General features: G+C 38.3%; 15 protein-coding genes and 1 pseudogene. 8 read left to right on the forward strand and 8 right to left on the reverse strand.

All coding sequences use genetic code 11. The features are described from left to right. The first annotated feature begins 32 nt into the window (after positions 1 to 32). Genes CAL6303_RS12710 through CAL6303_RS12720 form a run of 3 tightly spaced genes read left to right on the forward strand, consistent with a single transcriptional unit; the run spans position 33 to position 10945 of the window. Complete coding sequence (locus tag CAL6303_RS12710) at positions 33 to 5771, forward strand: non-ribosomal peptide synthetase (RefSeq protein ID WP_015198221.1); 5739 nt, start codon at positions 33 to 35, stop codon at positions 5769 to 5771. Positions 5772 to 5784: 13 nt separating this feature from the next. Beyond that, on the forward strand, positions 5785 to 10212 hold the full coding sequence (locus CAL6303_RS12715) for a non-ribosomal peptide synthetase (RefSeq protein WP_015198222.1): 4428 nt from the start codon (positions 5785 to 5787) through the stop codon (positions 10210 to 10212). Next, positions 10202 to 10945 (forward strand): thioesterase II family protein, encoded by a 744-nt coding sequence (locus CAL6303_RS12720; protein WP_015198223.1) that lies wholly within the window; start codon positions 10202 to 10204, stop codon positions 10943 to 10945. Before CAL6303_RS12715 ends, CAL6303_RS12720 begins: the two co-directional genes overlap by 11 nt. Positions 10946 to 11053: 108 nt before the next feature. Here CAL6303_RS12720 and CAL6303_RS12725 read toward each other — a convergent pair whose 3' ends face one another. From CAL6303_RS12725 to CAL6303_RS30325, 8 genes are all read right to left on the reverse strand, one after another. Further along, on the reverse strand, positions 11054 to 13213 hold the full coding sequence (locus tag CAL6303_RS12725; RefSeq protein WP_015198224.1) for an acylase: 2160 nt from the start codon (positions 13211 to 13213) through the stop codon (positions 11054 to 11056). 479 nt (positions 13214 to 13692) lie between these two features. After that, positions 13693 to 14316 (reverse strand): transposase, encoded by a 624-nt coding sequence (locus CAL6303_RS30750; RefSeq protein ID WP_203225949.1) that lies wholly within the window; start codon positions 14314 to 14316, stop codon positions 13693 to 13695. Positions 14317 to 14536: 220 nt separating this feature from the next. Beyond that, positions 14537 to 14965 carry a hypothetical protein gene (locus tag CAL6303_RS31120; protein ID WP_238993807.1) on the reverse strand — a complete coding sequence of 143 codons (429 nt, stop codon included), beginning with the start codon at positions 14963 to 14965 and terminating at the stop codon, positions 14537 to 14539. Between the two features lie 75 nt (positions 14966 to 15040). Continuing rightward, positions 15041 to 15472 carry an EamA family transporter gene (locus tag CAL6303_RS12740; protein WP_015198225.1) on the reverse strand — a complete coding sequence of 144 codons (432 nt, stop codon included), beginning with the start codon at positions 15470 to 15472 and terminating at the stop codon, positions 15041 to 15043. Positions 15473 to 15823: 351 nt separating this feature from the next. Continuing rightward, a complete protein-coding gene (locus CAL6303_RS12745; RefSeq protein ID WP_015198226.1) occupies positions 15824 to 16636 on the reverse strand; it encodes an ABC transporter ATP-binding protein in 813 nt (270 codons plus the stop codon). A gap of 112 nt (positions 16637 to 16748) precedes the next feature. Next, positions 16749 to 17795: a FecCD family ABC transporter permease gene (locus CAL6303_RS12750; RefSeq protein ID WP_015198227.1), complete on the reverse strand. Its 1047-nt coding sequence runs from the start codon at positions 17793 to 17795 to the stop codon at positions 16749 to 16751. 246 nt (positions 17796 to 18041) lie between these two features. Next, positions 18042 to 19070, reverse strand: coding sequence for a FecCD family ABC transporter permease (locus CAL6303_RS12755; protein ID WP_015198228.1), 1029 nt, complete (start codon positions 19068 to 19070; stop codon positions 18042 to 18044). 308 nt (positions 19071 to 19378) lie between these two features. Beyond that, positions 19379 to 19522, reverse strand: coding sequence for a hypothetical protein (locus CAL6303_RS30325; RefSeq protein WP_158333146.1), 144 nt, complete (start codon positions 19520 to 19522; stop codon positions 19379 to 19381). Between the two features lie 123 nt (positions 19523 to 19645). Here CAL6303_RS30325 and CAL6303_RS12760 point away from each other — a divergent pair, with 123 nt between their 5' ends. The 5 genes and pseudogenes from CAL6303_RS12760 (at position 19646) to CAL6303_RS12780 (ending at position 22133) form a co-directional block, all read left to right on the forward strand. Next, positions 19646 to 19912, forward strand: a complete 267-nt coding sequence (locus CAL6303_RS12760) for a hypothetical protein (RefSeq protein WP_041739516.1) — start codon at positions 19646 to 19648, stop codon at positions 19910 to 19912. Positions 19913 to 20035: 123 nt separating this feature from the next. Next, entirely contained in the window at positions 20036 to 20236 is a 201-nt protein-coding gene (locus CAL6303_RS12765; protein WP_015198230.1) for a DUF6876 family protein, read from the forward strand. A 62-nt stretch (positions 20237 to 20298) separates the two neighbouring features. Further along, a complete protein-coding gene (locus tag CAL6303_RS12770) occupies positions 20299 to 21639 on the forward strand; it encodes an IS4 family transposase (protein ID WP_015198005.1) in 1341 nt (446 codons plus the stop codon). 18 nt (positions 21640 to 21657) lie between these two features. Then, positions 21658 to 21864 (forward strand): annotated as a pseudogene (locus CAL6303_RS12775) (DUF6876 family protein); the annotation flags it as partial. A 23-nt stretch (positions 21865 to 21887) separates the two neighbouring features. Further along, positions 21888 to 22133, forward strand: a complete 246-nt coding sequence (locus tag CAL6303_RS12780) for a hypothetical protein (RefSeq protein ID WP_015198231.1) — start codon at positions 21888 to 21890, stop codon at positions 22131 to 22133. Positions 22134 to 22149 lie beyond the last annotated feature (16 nt).

A 22149-nucleotide genomic window follows, 5' to 3' on the forward strand; every position in this document is an offset into this window, starting at 1 on the left:
AATACAGTTAAACAGCTAATTAGGTATAACAAATGAGTGATATTAACAAACGAATTGCTGCCCTTTCCCCTGAAAAACGCGAGCTGCTGCTGCAACGACTCAATCAACAAGCGCAAACAAAATCGACGAACTTGATTGAACCTCAAAGTCGGGAAACTAACTGTTTTCCTTTATCCTTTGCTCAACAACGGCTATGGTTTATCGAGCAATTAGAACCAGGCAATCCCCTATATAATATTCCTGGGGCTGTGAGACTACAAGGTAGGTTGAATATAACAGCCATAGAGCAGAGTCTGAACTTAATTATTCAGCGTCACGAGATTTTGCGAACTACATTTAAAAGTAAACAAGGGCAACCAATTCAGGTAATCGCCTCATCTCTGCATTTAACAATACCAGTAGTGGATTTAAGTGGGTTAGCACTTCCACAGCAGGAAGTAGAAAAATTGATTAACCATGAGTCAGCCTGTGGGTTTGATTTAGAATCTGGACCATTACTACGGGTACACTTACTGCAACTGAGTCCAGAAGAATACGTGATGTTATTTACCTTACACCACATTATCGCTGATGGTTGGTCAATGGGGTTACTTGTAGATGAATTGGCTACCCTTTATCCAGTTTTTTGTGCAGATGAGGAATTATCATCTTTACCAAAATTACCAATTCAGTACGCTGACTTTGCCGTTTGGCAACAAAATTGGTTGCAGGGTGAGGTTTGGGAAAAGCAGCTGAGTTACTGGAAACAGCAACTTAATCATATTCCTATATTGTCCCTACCCCTAGATAAACCTAGACCAGCTATTTCTAGTTTTCGAGGTGCAACTGAGACGTTTATTGTAGGCAAAGATTTAACTCAAGCTTTAAAATCTCTCAGTCGTGATCAGGGTGTAACTTTGTTTATGACCCTATTAGCGGCTTTTAAGGTGTTGTTGCATCGCTATACAGGTCAAGATGATATTTGTATTGGCTCACCAATTGCCAACCGTAACCGAGGTGAGATTGAAAAGCTAATTGGTTTTTTTGTAAATTCCTTGGTATTGCGGACTGATTTATCAGGTAATCCTAGTTTTTTGGAATTATTAGCCCGTGTACGGGAAGTGACTGTGGAAGCTTATAGTCATCAGGATTTCCCTTTTGAAAAGTTAGTGGAAGAATTGCAACCAGAGCGTCATCTCAACCATCATCCATTATTTCAAGTTGCCTTTCAACTACAAAATACCCCTACCCATATATTGGAACTACCAGGAGTGACTTTAAGTAGTTTAGAGGCAAATAGCGATCGCACAGCGAAATTTGACCTAGATTTATCTGTAGCGGAAACCGATACCGGATTAATCGGACATTTAGAATACAGTACTGACTTGTTTGAGTCAGCAACGATTGCACGCATGGTGAAACATTTCCAAACTCTACTTGATGCTATTGTTGCTAATCCCCAAGCTAAACTGTCTGAGTTGCCATTGTTGAGTGCGGCAGAACAACAGCAATTACTATTTGCATGGAATCACACCCAAATAGATTGGCAACATAATTTGTGCATTCATCAACTAATTGAGTTGCAAGCAGCAAAAACACCCGATACAGTTGCCGTTGTTTTTGTAGAGGCTTCAGGTTCGACTACTGAGAAACCACAGCAACAGCTAACCTACGGCGAACTCAATCAAAAGGCTGACCAATTAGCACAATATCTGCATTCATTGGGAGTGACAGCAAATACTTTAGTCGGAATTTGTGTGGAGCGTTCTTTAGAAATGCTGGTGGGACTTTTGGGTATTCTCAAAGCTGGTGGTGCATATATACCCCTAGATCCAACTTATCCCCAAGAGCGCTTAGCATTGATGATCGAAGATGCTCAAGTTCAGGTTTTGTTGACTCAAAATCATCTACTTCATCACATCTGTGTCGATGTTACTCAAGTTGTTTGCCTAGATACGGATTGGCATAAAGTTGTTAATAATACTAGTACCTGCAAAATATTACCTCTCAATTCTTCTCATATTGCCTATGTAATCTATACTTCCGGCTCCACTGGCAAACCTAAAGCTGTGGAAATTACTCACGCTAGTGTTGTCAATTTTTTACAATCAATGCGACATCAGCCGGGATTAACTGCATCTGATACAGTTTTGGCTGTCACCTCCATTTCTTTTGATATTGCCGCATTAGAGTTATATTTACCCTTAATTTGCGGCGCACGTCTGATATTGGCTAGCCGAGAAATCACAATGGACGGTGAACTATTGAGTCAGTATCTCACCCATACAGGTGCAACTCTCATGCAGGCAACACCAGCAACTTGGCGGATGCTATTAGCATCACGGTGGATGGGTAGTTCCCAATTAAAAATTCTCTGTGGTGGGGAGGGTTTAGCTTCTGATTTGGCAAAGCAGTTACTAGCAAAAGGTAATTCACTATGGAATCTATATGGTCCGACAGAAACAACTATTTGGTCAACTATTTATCAAGTCAAAGCTGATAATTTATCTACTAAATCTTTAGTGTCGATTGGTTGCCCCATTGCGAACACACAAATCTATATTTTAGACCAATATTTACAACCAGTTCCAATTGGGGTTGTAGGTGAGTTACATATTGGTGGTGCTGGATTAGCACGCGGTTATTTAAACCAACCAGAATTAACTCAAATAAAATTTATTTCTACTAATTTAGCTGATGAATCATCTAAAACTTTGTATAAAACAGGTGATTTAGCTCGTTACTTAGCCGATGGGACAATTGAGTATATTGAGCGAATTGATCATCAAGTTAAATTACGGGGTTTCCGGATTGAGTTGGGAGAAATTGAAGCAACTATCCGAAATTTTAGTGGAGTGGAAGAAGCTGTAGTAATTGCAAGGGGAGATATCGCAGAAAATAGAATTTTAGTAGCTTATATTATTTATAAAGATGCTGTTGATACTTCTGAATTAATTTTTAACCTGCGTCAATTTTTACAATCAAAATTACCCAACTATATGATTCCCTCAGCCTTTATGCTGTTGGATAATTTACCACTAACTCCCAATGGAAAAGTAGATAGAAAATCGCTTCCTGTACCGGATACCAATCAATTAGAGACATTAACTAAATATACCAAACCACGTAACCAGATTGAGGAAAAGCTAGAGGTCATTTGGTCACAAATTCTAAATGTTAAAGGGATCAGAATCGAAGATAATTTCTTTAATTTAGGTGGACACTCGCTGTTAGCGACTCAAGTTATGTCACGGGTGCGGGATGAACTTAAGTTTACGGTTCCATTACGCGCTTTGTTTGAATCACCCACTATAGCAGGATTGGCGGATATTATTTATAAGCAGTATGCAAATAGTGATTCCGTATACCCACCGATTGAAGTTGTTTCCCGTGAGCAAAAACTACCTTTATCTTTTGCACAGCAAAGGTTGTGGTTTCTGAGTCAATTAATACCCAATAGTCCTCTCTATAATATTTCTGTTCCTGTAAGTTTAAGCGGATTGGTTAATATAGCTGCACTGGAAAAGAGTTTAAATGAGGTTATCCAAAGACACGAAATTTTGCGAACTAGTTTTGGGGAAATCGAAGGACAACCAATTCAAATTATTGTTCCTGCTGTGAATCTGCCATTAACAATCATAGATATAGAGTCACTCACAGATACAGAGCAATTAGAGCGAGTTAAACAAATTGCACTATCAGAAAAACTGGAGGCTTTTGACTTAACTTGTTGTCCATTATTAAGGGTCAAATTAATAAAATTAAGTCAAACAGAATTCGTTTTACTACTGACAATACATCACATTATATCTGATGCCTGGTCGATGGGAGTTTTAGTTAAGGAACTCACTGTTTTGTACGAGGCTTTTTGTACTGGTAAAAGTAATCCATTACCAGATTTACCAATTCAGTATGCTGACTTTGCTGTGTGGCAAAGACAATGGTTAGAGGGAGAAGTGTTAGAAACTCAACTCACCTATTGGAAAGAGCAATTATTAGGTGGTAATTTACCAATATTAAATTTACCGATTCAGCGATCGCTATCAAATTCTACTACTTATCAGGGTGCAAGTTACAACTTTGAATTATCTGTTGATTTATCACAAAAAATTCAAGCACTGAGTCGCCAGGAAAATGTGACTTTGTTTATGACTTTACTGGCTGGTTTACAAACTTTACTTTATCGCTATACTCATCAAGATGATATTGTTGTCGGTACAGATATTGCTAATCGGACACAAAGCCAAACAGAACTACTAATTGGTTTTTTTATTAACCTGTTGGTTTTACGGACAGATATGCGAGGTAATCCCAGTTTTCGGGAGTTGTTGCAGCGAGTGCGCGAAGTCACACTGCAAGCTTATGCTCACCAAGATTTACCTTTTGAAAAGCTGGTTGAAGAGTTAACAACTGAGCGAGATTTACAGCAAACACCTTTATTTCAAGTCTTATTTGTTTTACAGAATACACCAACTACAGAAATCATCCTTACTGATATCAAATTACAGCCTCTAGAAATTGAAGATGAGCAGTCAAAGTTTGATTTAGTTTTATTTGCAGTTGAAATAGAAGACCAGATTTCTCTGAGTTGGAAATACAAAACAGATTTGTTTGATGAAAGCGCGATCGCACGTTTTTCTGCACATTTTGAAACTCTTCTTACTAGTATTGTTAACCAACCCGATACAACAATTAGTACTTTAGAAATGCTGACCCCAGAAGAGATCAACCAACAAATTCGTGAAAAAACAAAACGTCAGTCTAGTAATTTCCAAAAATTCAAAACACTTAAACCCAAAGCTATTAGCTTAACTCCAGCAGAATTAGTCAAAACTGATTATCTTCAGTCGGGGGAAACTTTACCTTTGGTTTGCCAACCCAATGTATCTGACCTCGATGTCGTCGATTGGGCTAAAAATAACCGAGAATTTATTCAAAATAATTTATCTAAACATGGTGCAATTCTGTTTCGAGGATTTAACATAAATTCTGTATCTGATTTTGAAAATATTGCACAAGCGATTTGTCCGGAATTATTCGGTGAATATGGTGATTTACCCCGTGAAGGTTTAGGTGGAAAGATCTACGGTTCCACTCCTTATCCAGCAGATCAAGGAATCTTATTCCATAATGAAAGCTCTCACATGCATAGATATCCCATGAAAATCTGGTTTTACTGTGTACAACCAGCAGAGGCAGGGGGAGAGACACCAATGGTTGATTGTCGCCAAGTTTATCAATTACTGGATGAGGAAATAAAAGAAAAATTTGCCAAGAAAGGATTAATGTATGTCCGCAATTACACAGATGGGTTAGATGTGAGTTGGCAAAACTTTTTTCACACTAGTGATAAATCATTAGTGGAAAAATTCTGTTATGAAAATGGAATTGAATGGGAATGGCAACCAGATGGAGGTCTAAAAACGAGAGAAATTCGCCAAGCGATCGCTAAACATCCTCAGACGGGTGAATGGGTGTTTTTTAATCAAATTCAGTTACATCATATCTCTTATTTAGATAAATCAGTACGGGCATCTCTGTTGTCGTTATTTGCAGAAGATCATCTTCCCCGTAATGTTTATTACGGGGATGGTTCCCAAATTGAAGAATCTGTAATTGAGAAAGTAAGCGCAGTATATAAGCAAGCTGAGGTTACTTTTACTTGGCAAAAAGGAGATATTTTGATGCTGGATAATATGCTAACGGCTCATGCACGGAATCCATATATGGGTAAGCGAAAAATTGTTGTGGCGATGGGTGAAATTGTCAATAGTAAAGATATAACAATTTAGGAGATTGAACAAAATGCAATTACAAGATCAAGTTATTAATGCTTTTCGTCTTTCACCGCAACAAAAACGGGTGTGGTATTTGCAAAAAAATAGCCAAGCTTACTATGTTCAAGCTGATATATCTATCACCGGTAATCTATATGCAAATATCTTAAAATCTGCTTTAGAATTAGTTATTGAACGACAGGAAATTCTCCGGACTAATTTTATTAAAATACCTGGAATCAAAACCCCAGTACAGAAAATTTCTACTCAAGGATGCCTAATTTGGCAAGAAATTGATTTAAGCGATCGCGTATCTTCACAACAAGCACATCAAGTTGCATCTTTGCGTGAACAAGAAAAGTTAAATTGTGCAAATTTAGATTCAGGTTCGCCGCTACGCTCCTGTTTAATTAGGTTATCAGTCAATGAGTGTATATTGCTGATAACTCTGCCAGCGATTTTTGCGGATAGCTATTCTATCAAAAATCTAGTTCAAGAAATTAGTCAGTGTTACGATACTTGCTTAAAAGTTAAATTCTTAACTCAGGATGATGAAATTATTCAATATGTGCAATTTTCTGAATGGCAGAATGAACTACTACAAGATACAGAGGAAGGCAAAGAATATTGGCAAAAATATGATTTATCTAAATTATCTAGAGTTTCAATACCTTTTGAGAATCAATCCAATGGTAATCAGCAATTTGAAGTCGATTGCTATGAATGGAAAATTGATTCTGATTTACTAGCCCAAATAGAAACAGTAGTTTCCAAATATAAATCATCAGTTTCTTGTTTCCTACTTAGTTGTTGGCAAATTTTATTAGGAAGATTTATAGATGATACCAGTATAATTATTGGTATTGCTGCGGATGGTCGTAAATACGAAGAGTTAAAAACTGTCATCGGACTAATGACTAAATATTTACCCATTTCCACAAATTTAGAAAAAACCCGATCATTTTCACAATTATTATCATTAGTTGACCAATCGGTAGAACTTGCAGAAGAATGGGAAGATTATTTTACCTGGGAAAATGGGGTAGAATCATTAGATAGTAATACCGATAATGTTTACTTGCCATTTTGCTTCGATTTTCAGACGGGAAAAACCAATTATCAAGCGCAAGAAATTAGATTTTTCATTAATAAATGCTTTGCTTGTAATGAGCGGTTCAAAATTAACCTTTCCTGCTATCACCAACCTAATTATTTGACAGCAACATTTCATTATGATGTAAATTTGTTTAGTACAGAAAATGTTGAACTTTTAGCGAGATATTTTCAGAATTTAGTCAGAAGTGCAGTTAATAATCCTGATAAGAGTATAGAGCAATTAGAAATATTAAATGAAAGCGATCGCCAGCAATTATTAGCCGCATTCAATCATCCCCAAGTAGACTTATCGGAAATTGTGGCAAATAAATGTTTCCATCAGCTATTTGCCGAACAAGTATTACGCACACCTAATAATATTGCCGTTAGATGTGAAGAACAAAAACTAACTTATGCAGAATTAAATGCTCGCTCGAATCAGTTAGCACATTACCTGCAAAAAATGGGGGTTCAAGCAGAAGTATTAGTGGGAATCTATATGGAGCGATCGCTTAATATAATGGTTGCCCTAATGGCGATTCTCAAAGCTGGTGGTGCTTACGTACCCCTAGATCCAGATTTACCAGTGGAGAATTTATCATTGCGCTTGCAGGATGCACAAGCACAAATTCTCTTAACTCAACAGGATTTAGCAACAGAACTTGCACTAGAAGCAATTCAAGTAGTTTGCTTAGATCAAATCCAAGATGCGATCGCGTCTGAAAGCGAACAAAGTCCCCATACAGATATTACCATTGCCAACTTAGCTTATGTCATTTACACTTCTGGTTCTACAGGTCAACCCAAGGGTGTCGCAGTTGAGCATCGGCAGTTACTAAATTATCTTGATGGTATTATTGAACGTCTAAATTTACCATCAGCTGCCAGTTTTGCGATGGTTTCAACTCTAGCTGCTGATTTAGGCAACACAGCAATCTTTCCTGCCCTTTCCACGGGTGGTTGTCTACATATAATTAGCAAAGAACGCGCTACCGACCCCGAAGCACTGATTGACTATTTCAGCAGTCATTCCATCGACTGTTTAAAAATAGTACCCTCCCATCTAGAAGCCATACTTACATCTGTTCCTAGTCGGTCAATTTTACCTCAACAAAGATTAATTTTAGGAGGAGAAGCAGCCAGTTGGAATTTAATCAAAAAAATTCAGCAATTAGACCCCGAATGCACAATCATCAACCACTATGGACCGACAGAAGCAACAGTCGGTGTGCTAACCTATCAATTGCAACCAGATGGCTATCAATATAAATCAGCAACAGTACCACTAGGTCGCCCCATTGCCAATACGCAGACTTACTTGTTAGATTGCTATCTGCAACCAGTTCCAATTGGAGTCAAGGGTGAACTGTATATCGGGGGTGCTCCAGTGACACGGGGTTACTTACATCATCCTGAACTAACACAAATAAAGTTTATTCCTAATCCTTTTAGTCTAAACCCTCAAACACGGCTGTATAAAACAGGAGATTTAGCCCGTTACTTACCAGATGGGAATATCGAGTTTTTGGGCAGAATTGATCATCAAGTCAAAATTAGAGGCTACCGAATTGAATTAGAAGAAATTGAAGCAGTATTACACCAGCACCCAGATATTGCCCAGACTGTAGTCATACAGAGAGAAGATACACCGGGAGATCAGCGCTTAGTAGCTTACGTTGTTGCTCAAAGTAAGCGATCGCTTAATCATCATACAAGCGAATTACGTAGCTTCTTACAAGGAAAATTACCTGAATACATACTCCCTTCTGCATTTGTTCTACTTAAATCTTTGCCACTGACGGCTAATGGGAAGATAGACCGCCAAGCTTTGCCAATACCAGTTGTAGGGGAACTCAAACAAAAATTTATTGCTCCTCGCACTGCTGTAGAAAAAGTATTAGCCGGAATTTGGGCAGAACTTTTGAATTTAGCACGCGTCAGTGTTGTAGATAATTTTTTTGAATTAGGAGGACATTCTTTACTACTAACTCAACTTGTAGTTCGAGTCCGCGAGGCTTTTCAAATTAACTTGCCTTTGAGTATGTTGTTTGAAACACCTACCGTTGCCGGACTTGCGGAACGAATCGAAATTGCCCTCAAGACGGGTGATGTCAAAGCGATTTCTTCCCGCATCGATCTAAATGCGGAAGCAGTTTTAGACCCAACGATTTTACCAAAAACACCATTTATTTGGTCAACCGCAAAACCAAAAGCGATTTTATTAACTGGTGCTACAGGCTTTTTGGGTTCATTTTTATTAGCTGAACTTTTGCAAAAAACTCAGGCAGATATCTACTGTTTAGTACGGGCAGTTAATTCAGAAACAGCAAAACAAAAAATCTACAGTTGTTTAACAACTTATTCTTTATGGCAGGAATCCTTCAGTTCTCGAATTGTACCTGTAGTGGGAGAATTATCGCAACCGCTGTTAGGACTAACCGCAGCAGAATTTACAACCCTAGCAAGTGAGATCGATATAATTTATCATAACGGGGCAATGGTTAACTTTGTGTACCCCTATTCTGTTTTGAAACCGACTAATGTTTTGGGAACACAAGAAATTTTGCGTTTAGCTAGTCAAATTAAAATTAAGCCAGTAAATTTTATTTCCACTACTAACGCGATTTCTCCAAACGTCGGTTCGGGAGCCAAGATAGTTAGAGAAAGTGATGTCATTAATCCCGAAGAAATTATAGATACAGGTTATGCTCAGAGTAAATGGGTTGCAGAAAAGCTGATAAATGCCGCACGCGATCGCGGGTTGCCTATTTGTATTTACAGACCAGGACGGATTATTTGGCATAGTGAAACTGGAGTTGGGAATGTTAGCGATAACACCTTTAGAATGCTCAAAGGTTGCATTCAATTAGGAAGTGTTCCTCAAGGGGAGGAAATGATCAATTTAATTCCTGTAGATTTTGTGACTAAGGCAATTGTGCATTTATCTCAACAAAAAGAATCTTTAGGCAAAGCTTTTCACTTAATTAATTTGAATCCTGCCCCTTTGAATGAAATTATTAATTGGGTACGTTCATGTGGTTATCAATTGCGAGAAATTCCTGGTACAGAGTGGCGAGAAGAATTACGGATTATTGTTAGCCAATCTCCAGATAACGCTTTGCACCCCCTTGTTCCTTTTTGGTCGAAAGAACCAGACCCAGATGCTACATCTTTAACTCTTCAATTTGACTGTGAAAATACCCTTAATAGTTTGAAGGAAACTAATATTAAATGTCCACCTGTAAATAAGAACTTATTTGATAGATTTTTATCCTATCTAATTCAAACTGGTAGATTAGATGCTCCTCATTTGGATGAATCTAACCTGGAAAAATCAACTGGAGAAACTGATGATAACTAAACATCAATTTAACTCATGGGTAATACGACCTCAGCCAAATCCTGAAGCTGACTCAAGATTATTTTGCTTTCCCTACGCAGGTGGTAGCTCGGCAATGTTTCGTCCATGGGTTTCCAGATTATCTCAAAAAATAGAAATCTGTCTTGTAGAACTTCCTGGAAGGGGAACGCAGATCAAATTAACTCCATTTACGCGAATTGAACCCCTTGTTAGTGCGATCGCTCCCATTATCCTCCCATATTTAGACAAGCCATTTGCTTTTTTCGGTCATAGTATGGGTGGTTTACTCAGTTTTGAACTTGCTCGCTATCTTCGTCAAGAATATAGTAAACAAGCATCTCATCTGTTTGTTTCTGCTAGTCGCGCTCCCCAAATTCCATCACCCAAACCACCGATACATGCACTTCCAGAAACTGAGTTTCACCAAGAACTTCGCCGTCTCAATGGAACACCTGATTCGGTGTTAGAAAATACCGAATTGATGCAACTGCTTATTCCACTACTTCGGGCTGATTTTGCGGTGTTAGAAACTTATGTCTACACTCCACAACCACCACTTGAATGCTCCATCACTGCTTTTGGTGGACTACAAGACCAAGAAGTCACTATCCAAGAGTTAGAGGGGTGGCGATCGCAAACCCAAAATTCGTTCCAATTAGAGATGTTTTCTGGAGACCACTTTTTTATTCATCCATGCCAATCTCGTTTACTTGAGAAAGTCTATTTTGTCTAGTTGAGAATTCTAGCGATCGCAATCTCAGAGACTACATCCTTTTTTCAAATTATTATTCAAAGCCAAAATTATCCCCAGACCAAACCAAAATAGTCTGGGGATTTCAACTTAAAAAGCTTTACGCTGATCTAGATGCGCTAAAATTTCTTTTCGTTTGCGCCAAACAGGACGCAACTTTTTCTGAGCAAACAATTCTAACTGTTTATCAGTATACCGAGAGCCAGGTTGAGAAGAATTACCATAACTCATCAGTGCCATTGCTTTAACTGGGCGAGAAAACTCAATGGCAGCAACATAAGAATCGCCTCCTATGGGCTGATATTTACCATTTTCAGAAGGAACAAAATCAACAACGCGGAAAATTCCTAAATTACCGTCCCCACCATTCCCTGGTAAATCCATGTTCCCATATTTCAAGCGGAAAACCTCTCCCCAAGGAACATCTAATTTGCCATAGTCTTTCTCTAGTTTTCTTGCAACTGTTTCCAGTAATTTCACTGCATCTTGAGGATTGGCTAACCCATCGGGTGTACTGCGAGGTGAATCTTCACTCCAAGTTTTACTAAAAGCATTATCAAAGTCCAATTCTTCTGCCCAAGCAGCAAATAATACCGCTCCTTTGCTGCCTGCATTCGCTTGTCTATCCCATTTTTGTAAGACAATAGCTGCTCTTTGTCCCAATTCACCACCATACTTTTTGGCGGATGGAATTAAATCATCTAGAATCCGGTCAGCAAATTCCATCCTAGTTGAATGTTTATATTGGATCATCTCATCCAGAGTAATTTTTTTATCTTCATCTAGCATTCGTGCGGAACGTTGGGATCGAAAATCCATAAAACGTGGTGCTATGTAAGCCGGATATTTATCTGCTTTGATCGCTGATGGGAAAGTCGTAGTCCAAGGTGGGTCATTGGTATTTTGTAACCAACCACTAGGAGGGTTAACCACACGCGGTAAATCTTGATAAAGGTGATTTTTAGTCCATAGGGTTTTAGATGTATTTCCAGGAATGATACCTTGCCAATACTGAAAATCCCCTTGCTGACGCACTGGAACATTTCCGTTAAACAGGTGCATAATATTCCCTTTTCCATCAGCATACATAACTGTAAACATTGGCAACTGCAAGCGTTGAAGTACTTTTTCAAACTCTGCCAAATTGCGCGATCGCGCCATATCCCACCATTGCTGTAACACCCCTGGTTGGTTAAGACCTACAACACGCAATGCGATCGCTTCGCCGTTTTTCTCTGAGACAATGGGTCCATGTATGGAACTTTTGATTACTAATGGTTGTTCACTGAGTGTCCCATCCTTTTGTTTTATCTTCAAAGAAACAGTTTTAGTTTCCCAGGGACGAACTTTACCATCAAAACGATAGCCATCACCAGCTAATTCTAGTTGATAAGCATCCCACCCATCGTGTGTATTAACGGTATGAGTCCAGCCCAAATTATCGTTGAAAGCTATCGCTAAAACTGGTACACCCACCAGTGATGCACCATAAGCATCTATTCCTGGTGCAGTAATTTGCGCTTCATACCACAAGTACAAATCTGACCAAGGAAGGTGGGGATTTGCCAACAACATAGCATTCCCAGACTCTGAAAGTTTTGGTGCGATCGCCCATCCATTAGAACCTGCTTTTGACTCTGGTGTACTGATACCCGCAACTTGTTGTGGACTGACTACGAATGTAAAATTGAGTACTCTTTGCAGATGAGCGAGTATATCTTCTCCTGTGACTGGTAAGACAATTTCAACAGCATCATCAATCCCTTGCGGATTTTCTTTAACGTAAGTATTGATACCTTCTGCAAAAGCATCCAAATAGCTGCGAAAAGATGAATTCTGTGCCTGATACCAAGAGCGAGCGCGTTCCGGTACTCCCATTGTCAATACCCAACGGTCTGAATCTATATATTTCTCTCCCCAATATTCAGCAGCACGTCCTCTTGCCTGTCCGTAAAGACGCAAAAGTAAGTTGCCATGACTTTGCATTTGTGCCCATCCAAAGGCACGGAAGGCACTTGCGGTATCCTTGGCGTAAATATGGGGTATGCCATAGGTATCCCACAATATTTCCGTACTTCTTATTGCTGGAGAACCTAGAGTTTGGCATCCTAGAATTAATGCCAGTAACACACTGAGTGTAAATGGTAAAATTCGATTTTGATTTTTTTTGAAAACCCTGATTATGTTGAGTTTGTTGAAATCAGGCAAAATACGAATGATAGTAATTAACTGCGAAGAGCTAATAAACATTGGTTTTGGTTGATTTATGACACTTTCAAAAAGCTACAGATGTGCTATGTTGCACATCTATAATAAGGCACACAAAATTTATGAGTTGAAAGCCTTGCGTTAAGCAACACTTTTATTTACTCTCAATAGATACTAACAGTAATTTATATCAATTAATTTTAATTTCTCTCAATAAAAATATAAATCTAGGACCAGCCCTTTCAAGGTGTCTGTTTCTGGGTCTTATTTTGGGATAGAATTTGAGCTGTAGAAACATGAGGTTTCTTAGTAGGACGAGTGCGTTTTAACAGCCTCCTAGTCTTTTTGATGGAGCGGAGATGAGACAAAAAAACGTTTAAATTAACTAAAGTTGCCAATTTCTGAAGGACATTAGTCAATTCAATCAAATTCATATGTTCAAAAATTTTCCATTCTTTGGGAGGAATAGCAATCATCATGCCACGATAAGTTCCGCGAATTTCATCCACTAGATAATAGCTCTAAACCTCTTGAGAGACTTTATTAATACCGTAAATACTTCTCAAAGCAGCTAGGACAACAGAAAGGATATTGTAGGAAACTAAGGCAACACAGAAAGCGAAGAAAGCAGCTTTCGGATAACCAAGAGTCTTAATTTCACAATTGAAGATATCAGTTAATATCTGAAATAAGGTTTCGATCGTCCAACGTTGACGGTAGATTTGAGCAATAACTAAAGCAGTAGCGACTTTCAGAGGAAGATTAGTCAGAATAAATATTTCTGAATCACCATCACGAGTAGCTGACTCTAAAACAACCTTGATACGACGTACTCCACAAAGATATCCCGCATCATCATTAATAATAATAGATTGTTCAAAAACTTCTTCTCCTTCGACTGAGCCAATAGGTCGAAACTCATCAGCATTATGCCAAGGTAAACATTTATGTTCTCTGATAATGAAATATCCCTGATTAGCTACAATTCCACTCAAGAATTTTAAGGTGCAGAAATTTCGGTCAGCTATCCACACATCATCAGATTCGACTGTAGCTAAAACTTGAGGTAGTAAAGAACGTTCTTGAGCATGACCATCCTCACAAGAAAAAACATCAATAGCTAGCATCAAAGAGGGGTCTAGCACTACCAAGGATTGTCCTGGCAAAGGTGCGCTATTACAAGTGCGGAGAGGTTTTAAACGATGTTCACTAGCAGCTATTGCATTACTATCTAAAATTTTAACTCGATAAGCAGGTAGCCAATCAGGTTAGTTTCCTTTTAAATGTCGGATAATCGCTTCCATTGAAGCTCCTGTTTCCCTGACTAATTCGTTACTGACATTAGTCTCCATAGCGTTAAGCTTGTTATAATTTGATGGGGTCGATAGTGATAGTTGCAGATAAACTATTTTCGTTTTCAGATGAAGGACTAGATGATATATACTTGCGATTCGTTAGAGAAGGTGATATTTCAATAGTGACAACATCAGTAAAAGCATTTAATCCCATCCCAGCTTTTGTCTCCCGAACTTGGGCTGAATTACCTTGAGCGATCGCAACTAACTGCTCAATAATTTTCATATCCCGTTGGCTAATCTGGGTTTGCAATGGTTCCAGAACTTTAGTTGGATGAAGATTCTGTTCTGATGCATTGACGGATTGCAGAGTGCGTTCACGTATGCTTTTAGCATTGCCGGAGGCTAGTGACTCCGCAGGAGTATCGCACATCCCCAAACAACTAATACCAACAAATATTGTCGCCAGAGTCATGTAATGAATTTGTCTTGATAGCATTGTGTATATAATTGTGCGATCTGCTTGCTGTGACAGTTCACCCAACAGGATAAAACTAGATAAGAATCTTTTTTGTTAACGAATCAAAATAACCGTACCCATTAAAATCAAACCAGTTCCCAAGAATACTTTTAGCGTTAGGGGTTCCTTGAGAAAAAGTAACGAAAAAATGAGTACCAAAACCAAACTTAATTTGTCCAAAGGTGCAACTAAAGAAGCCTTTCCCACTTGTAAAGCGCGAAAGTAAAACAACCAAGATAAACCCGTTGACAACCCAGAGAAGACGAGAAACAATAAGATTTTGGGAGTTATTGTTAAAATTGTGTCGAATTGTCCTCTAACTAAAACCCAACTCCAAACCATCACTAAAATAACTAGAGTACGGATTGCGGTTGCTAAATTGGGGTTGATTGCTTCGACTCCAATTTTGGCAAAAATAGTTGTCAAGGCGGCAAAAAATGCCGATAATAGAGCATAAAAGATACTATTGCTTTCACTATTCAACATTTAATGTCCCCGAACAGATAAGTATTTGTTGAGAAATAATATCACTATTTCCCTGTGGTTAAATCTACATATTCAGAATAACTCAACGGCAGGTAAAGCCTTCTCACCTGCTACCGTCACCCACAAGGTATTCGTATCAATATTGGTAACTGTAATTTTTGTATAGCAACCGCAAGGGGTTTTTCTGATTTAGATGTGAAAGCATCACTGTGATTTGAACCATACATTTGTCCAAATGGTCACGGTATACTTCATAACCAGGTAGAACAAGATATGATCCAAAGTTATAAATTGAATTTTAAGCCGTTCACAGTATAGCAATGACTGTAAATATTTCTGCTCATCTACTTATCAAGCTCTTCCCTTCCTACCAATAGGAACACACATCGGTGTCCCAGAAACTGGATCGGGGAAAACTCGACATTCCAACCCAAAAACTTCTTTTACCATTTCTTCCGTCATCACCAATTCAGGTTCCCCAGTCGCAAAAACTTGACCTTCTTTGACTGCAACTAAATAGTCAGCATAGCGACAAGCTTGGTTTAAATCATGCAACACCATCACCAAGGTTCGTCCCTGATTTTGATTTAATTCCCACAATAAATCTAACACCTCAATTTGATGTGCTAAATCTAAAAAAGTTGTGGGTTCATCTAGTAGTAAAATCTCAGTATCCTGCGCTAAGGACATCGCAATCCAAGCACGTTGTCGCTGTCCACCAGAAAGAGTGTCTAATTCTCTTTCTGCAAGTTCTTTCATCCGAGTAATTTCTAATGCAACATCGACCAATCTTTCATCTTCTTTTGTCCACTGTTGCAACCAACTTTGATAAGGAAAACGTCCACAAACGACTAAATCTCTGACAGTTAATCCTTCTGGGGGAACAGGTCCCTGGGTGAGGATTCCTAATTTTTGAGCGACATCCTTTGTCGATAGTTTGAATACATCTTTAGCATTTAAATAAACAGTTCCTTTGCTGGGTTTAAGTAACCTTGCTAACCCTCGCAACAAAGTTGATTTTCCACAACCATTCGCACCAACTAAAACAGTAATTTTTCCTTTTTGAATAGTTAAATCTAAATTTTTAACTATCGTTGTATTATCATATCCTAAAGTGAGATTACGGGTTTCGATTTGAGAGTGTTGTTGAGTATTTAATTGCATTTTTTGAGATATTTAATTGGTGAATATAATGGAAATCTAAATTTGACTATTTTTGTATGGTAGGAATTTAATATTGCGCTTTACCCTTACTAAATTCTTGTATATCATGAGGTTATTTTTTCCTAGTTTGAACTAGTAAATATAGAAAATATGGCGCACCAATCACAGCAGTAACAATTCCACAGGGAATCTCTATAGGTGCAAATATAACCCTTCCTAATAAATCCGAAATAGCCACCATCATTGCTCCTATAATCCCTGCGACTGGTATCAAACCTTGATGATTTCCTCCGACTAATTGACGGGCAATATGAGGTGCAATTAACCCCACAAAACCAATTGTTCCCGCAGTTGCAACTGCCGCACCCGACAATGCAGCACTAATTACTAATAATAAACCGCGTTGCCATTCAATCCTACTACCTAATCCTTGGGCGATTTCATCTCCTAAATTTAAAGTATTTAATTCGCTAGCTTTGATTAAAGCTAAGGGAACAAATACAATCAACCAAGGTAGAAAAGCAAAAAGTTGTTCCCAAGTCCTTCCATACACACTTCCCGCTAACCAAACTAATGCTTGATTCACTTCATAAATTTGTCCAAACGTTATCAAAAAGCTAATACAAGCACCAGCAACGGCGGAAATTCCCACACCAATTAAAATTAATCTCACGGGGTGGGTTCCACTATCCCAGGCAAAAATATAAATTAATAAAGAAGCTATTAAAGCACCAAGAAAAGCTGATAGTGGTAAAATTCCGGCGGGTAGATTAGGAAGTAAGATAATTACGCTAACTGCGGCTAAACTTGCACCCGCATTAATCCCAATAATTCCAGGGTCTGCGAGAGGATTTATAGTTAAACCTTGCATAATTACACCGGAAATTCCCATAGCAATACCCACCAAACAAGCTGTTAAAGTTCTTGGTAATCTGAGGGTATTAATCACAAAATTATAATCAGGATTTCCCTTATCGATTCCTAATAATGTTTGTAAAACAATAAGCGGTGGAGTGGGATATTCACCAATGGAGGTACTGATTATAAATGTTGTAAAGGTAATAATTAAAATTACCAGTAAAACTGATGGAATTCGTCGGTGAAGACGAAAAGATATGGGCAAAAATTTAGAGCGGAAAATAATAGTATTATTCTTCACTTTGTACCTGGGTTTTCCTAAATCAACGCAGAAAGATGTCTTAGCTAAGTCTATCAGCTAACATTTATTGAGAATAATTGACAGTATAGTATAATTTGCTCAGTTGCGATCGCTCATCTCTTATCTGTCCATATTCTTATCTACAGGTATACTTGACTATGGTATAACCAATTACTTTCTATAAATCAGCCAGACTGGTAAAATCAAGTAATCCGCCAGGATTTTCCAATCGATAAAAATTTATGCTTACTTTTTCACCTTGGTTTTAGCTAAATAAACGAAGAAAGGCGCACCGATTAAAGCTGTCATAATCCCCACAGGAACTTCTTGGGGTTGAATTACTAATCGACCTAAAATATCCGCAACTAAGAGTAATATGGCTCCAAATAATGCACTATAGGGAATAATCCAACGGTAATCGACCCCCACCACAAATCTAACAATATGGGGAACCACTAAACCAAGAAATCCGATCGCGCCAGCAACTGCTACTGCACTACCATCTAACAGCAAAACACATATCACCGCCGCAATTTTCACCCATGTGGTTTGTTGTCCCAAACCTTTAGCAATATCTTCACCCAAACTCAAGATAGTTACTTGTCGGGAGATTGCTAAAGCCAAAATCATGCCGATACAAACATAGGGTAAAACTTGGAGAATAATACTTGTATCTGTACCTGCTAAAGAACCAGCTAACCAAAACTTAATTTCTTCTAAAGTGCGTTGACTGACGATTAATACTCCAGAAGTCAATGAAGCAAGCAAGCTGCTAATTGCTGCGCCTGCAATGGTGAGATTTAACGGTGTAGCGCCACCACGTCCTAAAGAGGCAAGAAAATAAACGCTGAAAGCTGTGATTCCAGCACCCAGAAACGCATACCAAATGTAAACGCCCTGGGTGGATGCACCGAGGAGAAAAATAGCCATGACGACGGAAAAAGCTGCACCGGAACTTACTCCTAATATACCGGGGTCAGCTAATGGATTGCGAGTTACACCTTGCATTAACGCACCTGCAACCGATATTGATGCACCTACTACCATTGCAAGTAGCGATCGCGGTAATCTGACGGTACGAATGATTAAATGTTCTCTGGAAGCATCAAAAGACAGAAATGATTGCAAAATCGCGTCTAGAGGAATTTTTGCAGCACCCAGAGTAACACTAAAAATTAGGCTAGTAAGTAGTATAAGCAAGGCTACAACTAAACCGATTATAAATAATCTTACCTGTTTAGAGTCTTTCGGTAGTGGCGAAGTCCCATTTAGCATTTTTCAATTGGTGATAAGTAATAAAGCGACAAGTTTCAGACTGTTTACTCAGTTATATTGACTAGTTCGTCAAGACGAAATATTCAAAGAGGTGGAATTGCCAAACATCTAGAATATAAAGATTTTCATAATCTAATCCCGAATTACCTAATTAAGACTAAATTATCTACACTATAGATTTACATAATTGAGAAATAATTGCAATCATCTTGGTCGCACAAGCTACAATTTCAGATTTCATCATTGCGGATATGATCTCTGTCGAGAACAATTAATAGAAGATGAAGAACAAAATACTCGACCGGATACTACTTATCATAGCTAGCAGTCTTCTTCAAAATTGATACCACCTCATCGCAACTCAAATGCCGTTGAAGGCATCGACTTCCAACAGGAATATCCGCAGTTAACATCATTTGGCAGGATAGCGATCGCATTTGAGGTAATTGCATAATATTACGAAGAATAATCAGATTAACCATGCAAATCAATAAAAACCGAACCACTGAACATTAATCAACGTAAATTATTGATAGCTAATGCCAAGCATGTGGGTGAAGTCAACGGAATCAGTCATGACTACCATAAACATCGTATTCACTCACCCATTTGCCAAAACTCCCAAATATACTTTTGGCGAACAAGTCGCAATTAAAAGTAACTGTAATTCTAAAAAATGGGCGACAGGTCAAATTACGGGATTGCGATTAGATTACGACTCTGTAAATACCTGGAACTACACAGTGGTTTTTGATTATCCACAAGGCTTTTGCGAAGAATTTACCGAAGAGGATTTGGCAGCAGTAGATGAATTAGTTTGCTCACAACTGTTGTTCAAGTAAAAATTACTACTATGAATTTCTCATAATAAAAACCTTTGCTGTTGGTAATTTTGCCAGCAGCTTTAATTTTGCGGCTAACGCCTTTACGGGTAATGAAGCTTGTAAAACCAAGGATTTTAAAACATGAAAACGGCACAACAAATAATAGCGCAACTCAATCAATTTACTGGTTCAACTACTCTCTACAAACACTGGCTAGGCTTGAAATATACAGACGGAATCAAATACTTAGCCGACGAAGCAAGCTGCTATTGGCTCTTGGATGCAATTTTCTCTCATCAACAATACCTTCGCCAAAGTAAGAGGATGAAGAGGAAGAGGTAGGGCGTTTCGTAGTAGAGTTATTGTCTCTCACAACGACAACTCAAAAACCACTATGTGCGCCCATGTTTGACATTTTATCATTGTTACAGTGCTTCCTGCCGCAGATAAATGCTACAACGATGAAGCAATTGAACCAAATAATCTTGGCAATGTTAGCGATGAGCGGGCGAGTCACTATGTTGGGAATTTCTCGTTGGACAGGTAGTGGTGGTAGTTATCGGACGATGTTGAGATTTTTTCATACGGTAATCCCTTGGGCGACATTGTTTTGGCTATTTTTCCGCAAGCATTTGTTCCGTGCAAATGAGGTTTATTTGCTTGCAGGAGATGAAGTTGTAGTAAGTAAATCTGGGAAAAAAACTTATGGGTTGGATAGATTCTTTTCCAGCCTAGTAAGTAAGCCAATATCAGGGCTATCTTTCTTTACATTATCATTAGTAAGTGTTGAACAAAGGCACTCATTTCCGATTCAAATAGAACAGGTAATAAAGAACGATATAGAAAAAAGTAGTGTATCGCCAAGACCAGAAATAAAAGCCAAAGAAAAACGTGGACGTGGACGACCAAAAGGGAGTAAAAATAAAAACAAGACCGAAGTAATTCTCACATCTGAATTACTCAGAATTAAGAAGATGATTAATGAGCTAGTCAAGCTGGTAGCTAACTTTATCCCACTGACTTACTTAGTCTTAGATGGTCATTTTGGAAACAATAATGCTTTGCAGATGGCTCGACAGGTCAACTTACATATAATTTCCAAGTTACGCCACGATTCAGCATTATACATACCTTACCAAAATCCTGACCCTAATCATCGTTCACGCCGTAAATACGGAGATAAACTAGACTGGCGTAATATTTCTGATGAATATTTGCGTCAAAGTAGTATCGAAGAGGATATCCAAACCGATAGTTACCAAGCTACTTTACTGCACAAAGAATTTGCCCAGTCCCTGAATGTAGTTATTTTGGTGAAAACAAATCTGAAAACTAATGCTCGCAGTCACGTAATTCTGTTTTCTAGTGACCTAAAGTTGTCATCTGAGAAAATAATTGACTACTACAAACTACGCTTTCAGATCGAGTTTAACTTCCGTGATGCCAAGCAATTTTGGGGATTGGAAGACTTTATGAACATCGGTCAAACTGCGGTGACTAATGCTGCTAATCTAGCATTCTTTATGGTTAATTTATCTCATCATCTTCTCGCTGATTTCCGCATCCTGAATCCTGACTCCGGCATTATTGATCTTAAGGCTCATTATCGTGGCTTTCGATATGTCCATGAGATCTTAAAAATGCTTCCAGAAATCCCTGAGCCTATTTTATTAACCCGGATTTTTGCCAAGCTTACTTCTTTAGGGCGTATTCATCACGTTTCTACGGGCGTTGAATCCTCTTAATTTGGCAGAGGTATTGATCAAACTAAAACCTTTCTCTCTAATCAAAATTTGCGAGAATTTCAAATATGGCATTTGAGAGTTGAAAATAATTCCGGCATTCTAGTTTGTGAATGGGATACAAACCAAGAATTATTACGCCAAGAAATTGAATATACAGATTTTCCACTCAGCCATATCAAGGTTTACTTGGTAGAAACAGCTCTCATGCTCCCCAGCGAATATTAGTTTGTAAATAGTGAGAGATAATCATGGTACAAGCAATTAGCAATGAGCAAACATTTGTCACAAATCTCGAACAATTTATGACCAAAGCTGACAAATTTATCAAAATCTACTACTCAGGAATCAGCGAAGAAAACAAAGTTAGAGAGATTGTGCAAGAACTACAAAATTTGATATCGGATACTGACTTGCAACAATTAGAGATAGATTATCATAACTACTGCGAAATCAAAGACTTTATATCTGATTGTGACGATTCTGCATGGTTTTAAAAAGAAGGTAGCAGTA

Source organism: Calothrix sp. PCC 6303, assembly GCF_000317435.1.
Taxonomy (GTDB): Bacteria; Cyanobacteriota; Cyanobacteriia; order Cyanobacteriales; family Nostocaceae; genus PCC-6303.

What these genes read in the sequence shown, in the direction of transcription:
- CAL6303_RS12710 (WP_015198221.1), top strand. Translation starts at nt 33, where the DNA reads ATGAGTGATATTAACAAACGAATTGCTGCCCTTTCCCCTGAAAAACGC.
- CAL6303_RS12715 (WP_015198222.1), top strand. Translation starts at nt 5,785, where the DNA reads ATGCAATTACAAGATCAAGTTATTAATGCTTTTCGTCTTTCACCGCAA.
- CAL6303_RS12720 (WP_015198223.1), top strand. Translation starts at nt 10,202, where the DNA reads ATGATAACTAAACATCAATTTAACTCATGGGTAATACGACCTCAGCCA.
- CAL6303_RS12725 (WP_015198224.1), bottom strand. Translation starts at nt 13,213, where the DNA reads ATGTTTATTAGCTCTTCGCAGTTAATTACTATCATTCGTATTTTGCCT.
- CAL6303_RS31120 (WP_238993807.1), bottom strand. Translation starts at nt 14,965, where the DNA reads ATGCTATCAAGACAAATTCATTACATGACTCTGGCGACAATATTTGTT.
- CAL6303_RS12740 (WP_015198225.1), bottom strand. Translation starts at nt 15,472, where the DNA reads ATGTTGAATAGTGAAAGCAATAGTATCTTTTATGCTCTATTATCGGCA.
- CAL6303_RS12745 (WP_015198226.1), bottom strand. Translation starts at nt 16,636, where the DNA reads ATGCAATTAAATACTCAACAACACTCTCAAATCGAAACCCGTAATCTC.
- CAL6303_RS12755 (WP_015198228.1), bottom strand. Translation starts at nt 19,070, where the DNA reads ATGCTAAATGGGACTTCGCCACTACCGAAAGACTCTAAACAGGTAAGA.
- CAL6303_RS30325 (WP_158333146.1), bottom strand. Translation starts at nt 19,522, where the DNA reads ATGCAATTACCTCAAATGCGATCGCTATCCTGCCAAATGATGTTAACT.
- CAL6303_RS12760 (WP_041739516.1), top strand. Translation starts at nt 19,646, where the DNA reads ATGACTACCATAAACATCGTATTCACTCACCCATTTGCCAAAACTCCC.
- CAL6303_RS12765 (WP_015198230.1), top strand. Translation starts at nt 20,036, where the DNA reads ATGAAAACGGCACAACAAATAATAGCGCAACTCAATCAATTTACTGGT.
- CAL6303_RS12770 (WP_015198005.1), top strand. Translation starts at nt 20,299, where the DNA reads ATGTTTGACATTTTATCATTGTTACAGTGCTTCCTGCCGCAGATAAAT.
- CAL6303_RS12780 (WP_015198231.1), top strand. Translation starts at nt 21,888, where the DNA reads ATGGTACAAGCAATTAGCAATGAGCAAACATTTGTCACAAATCTCGAA.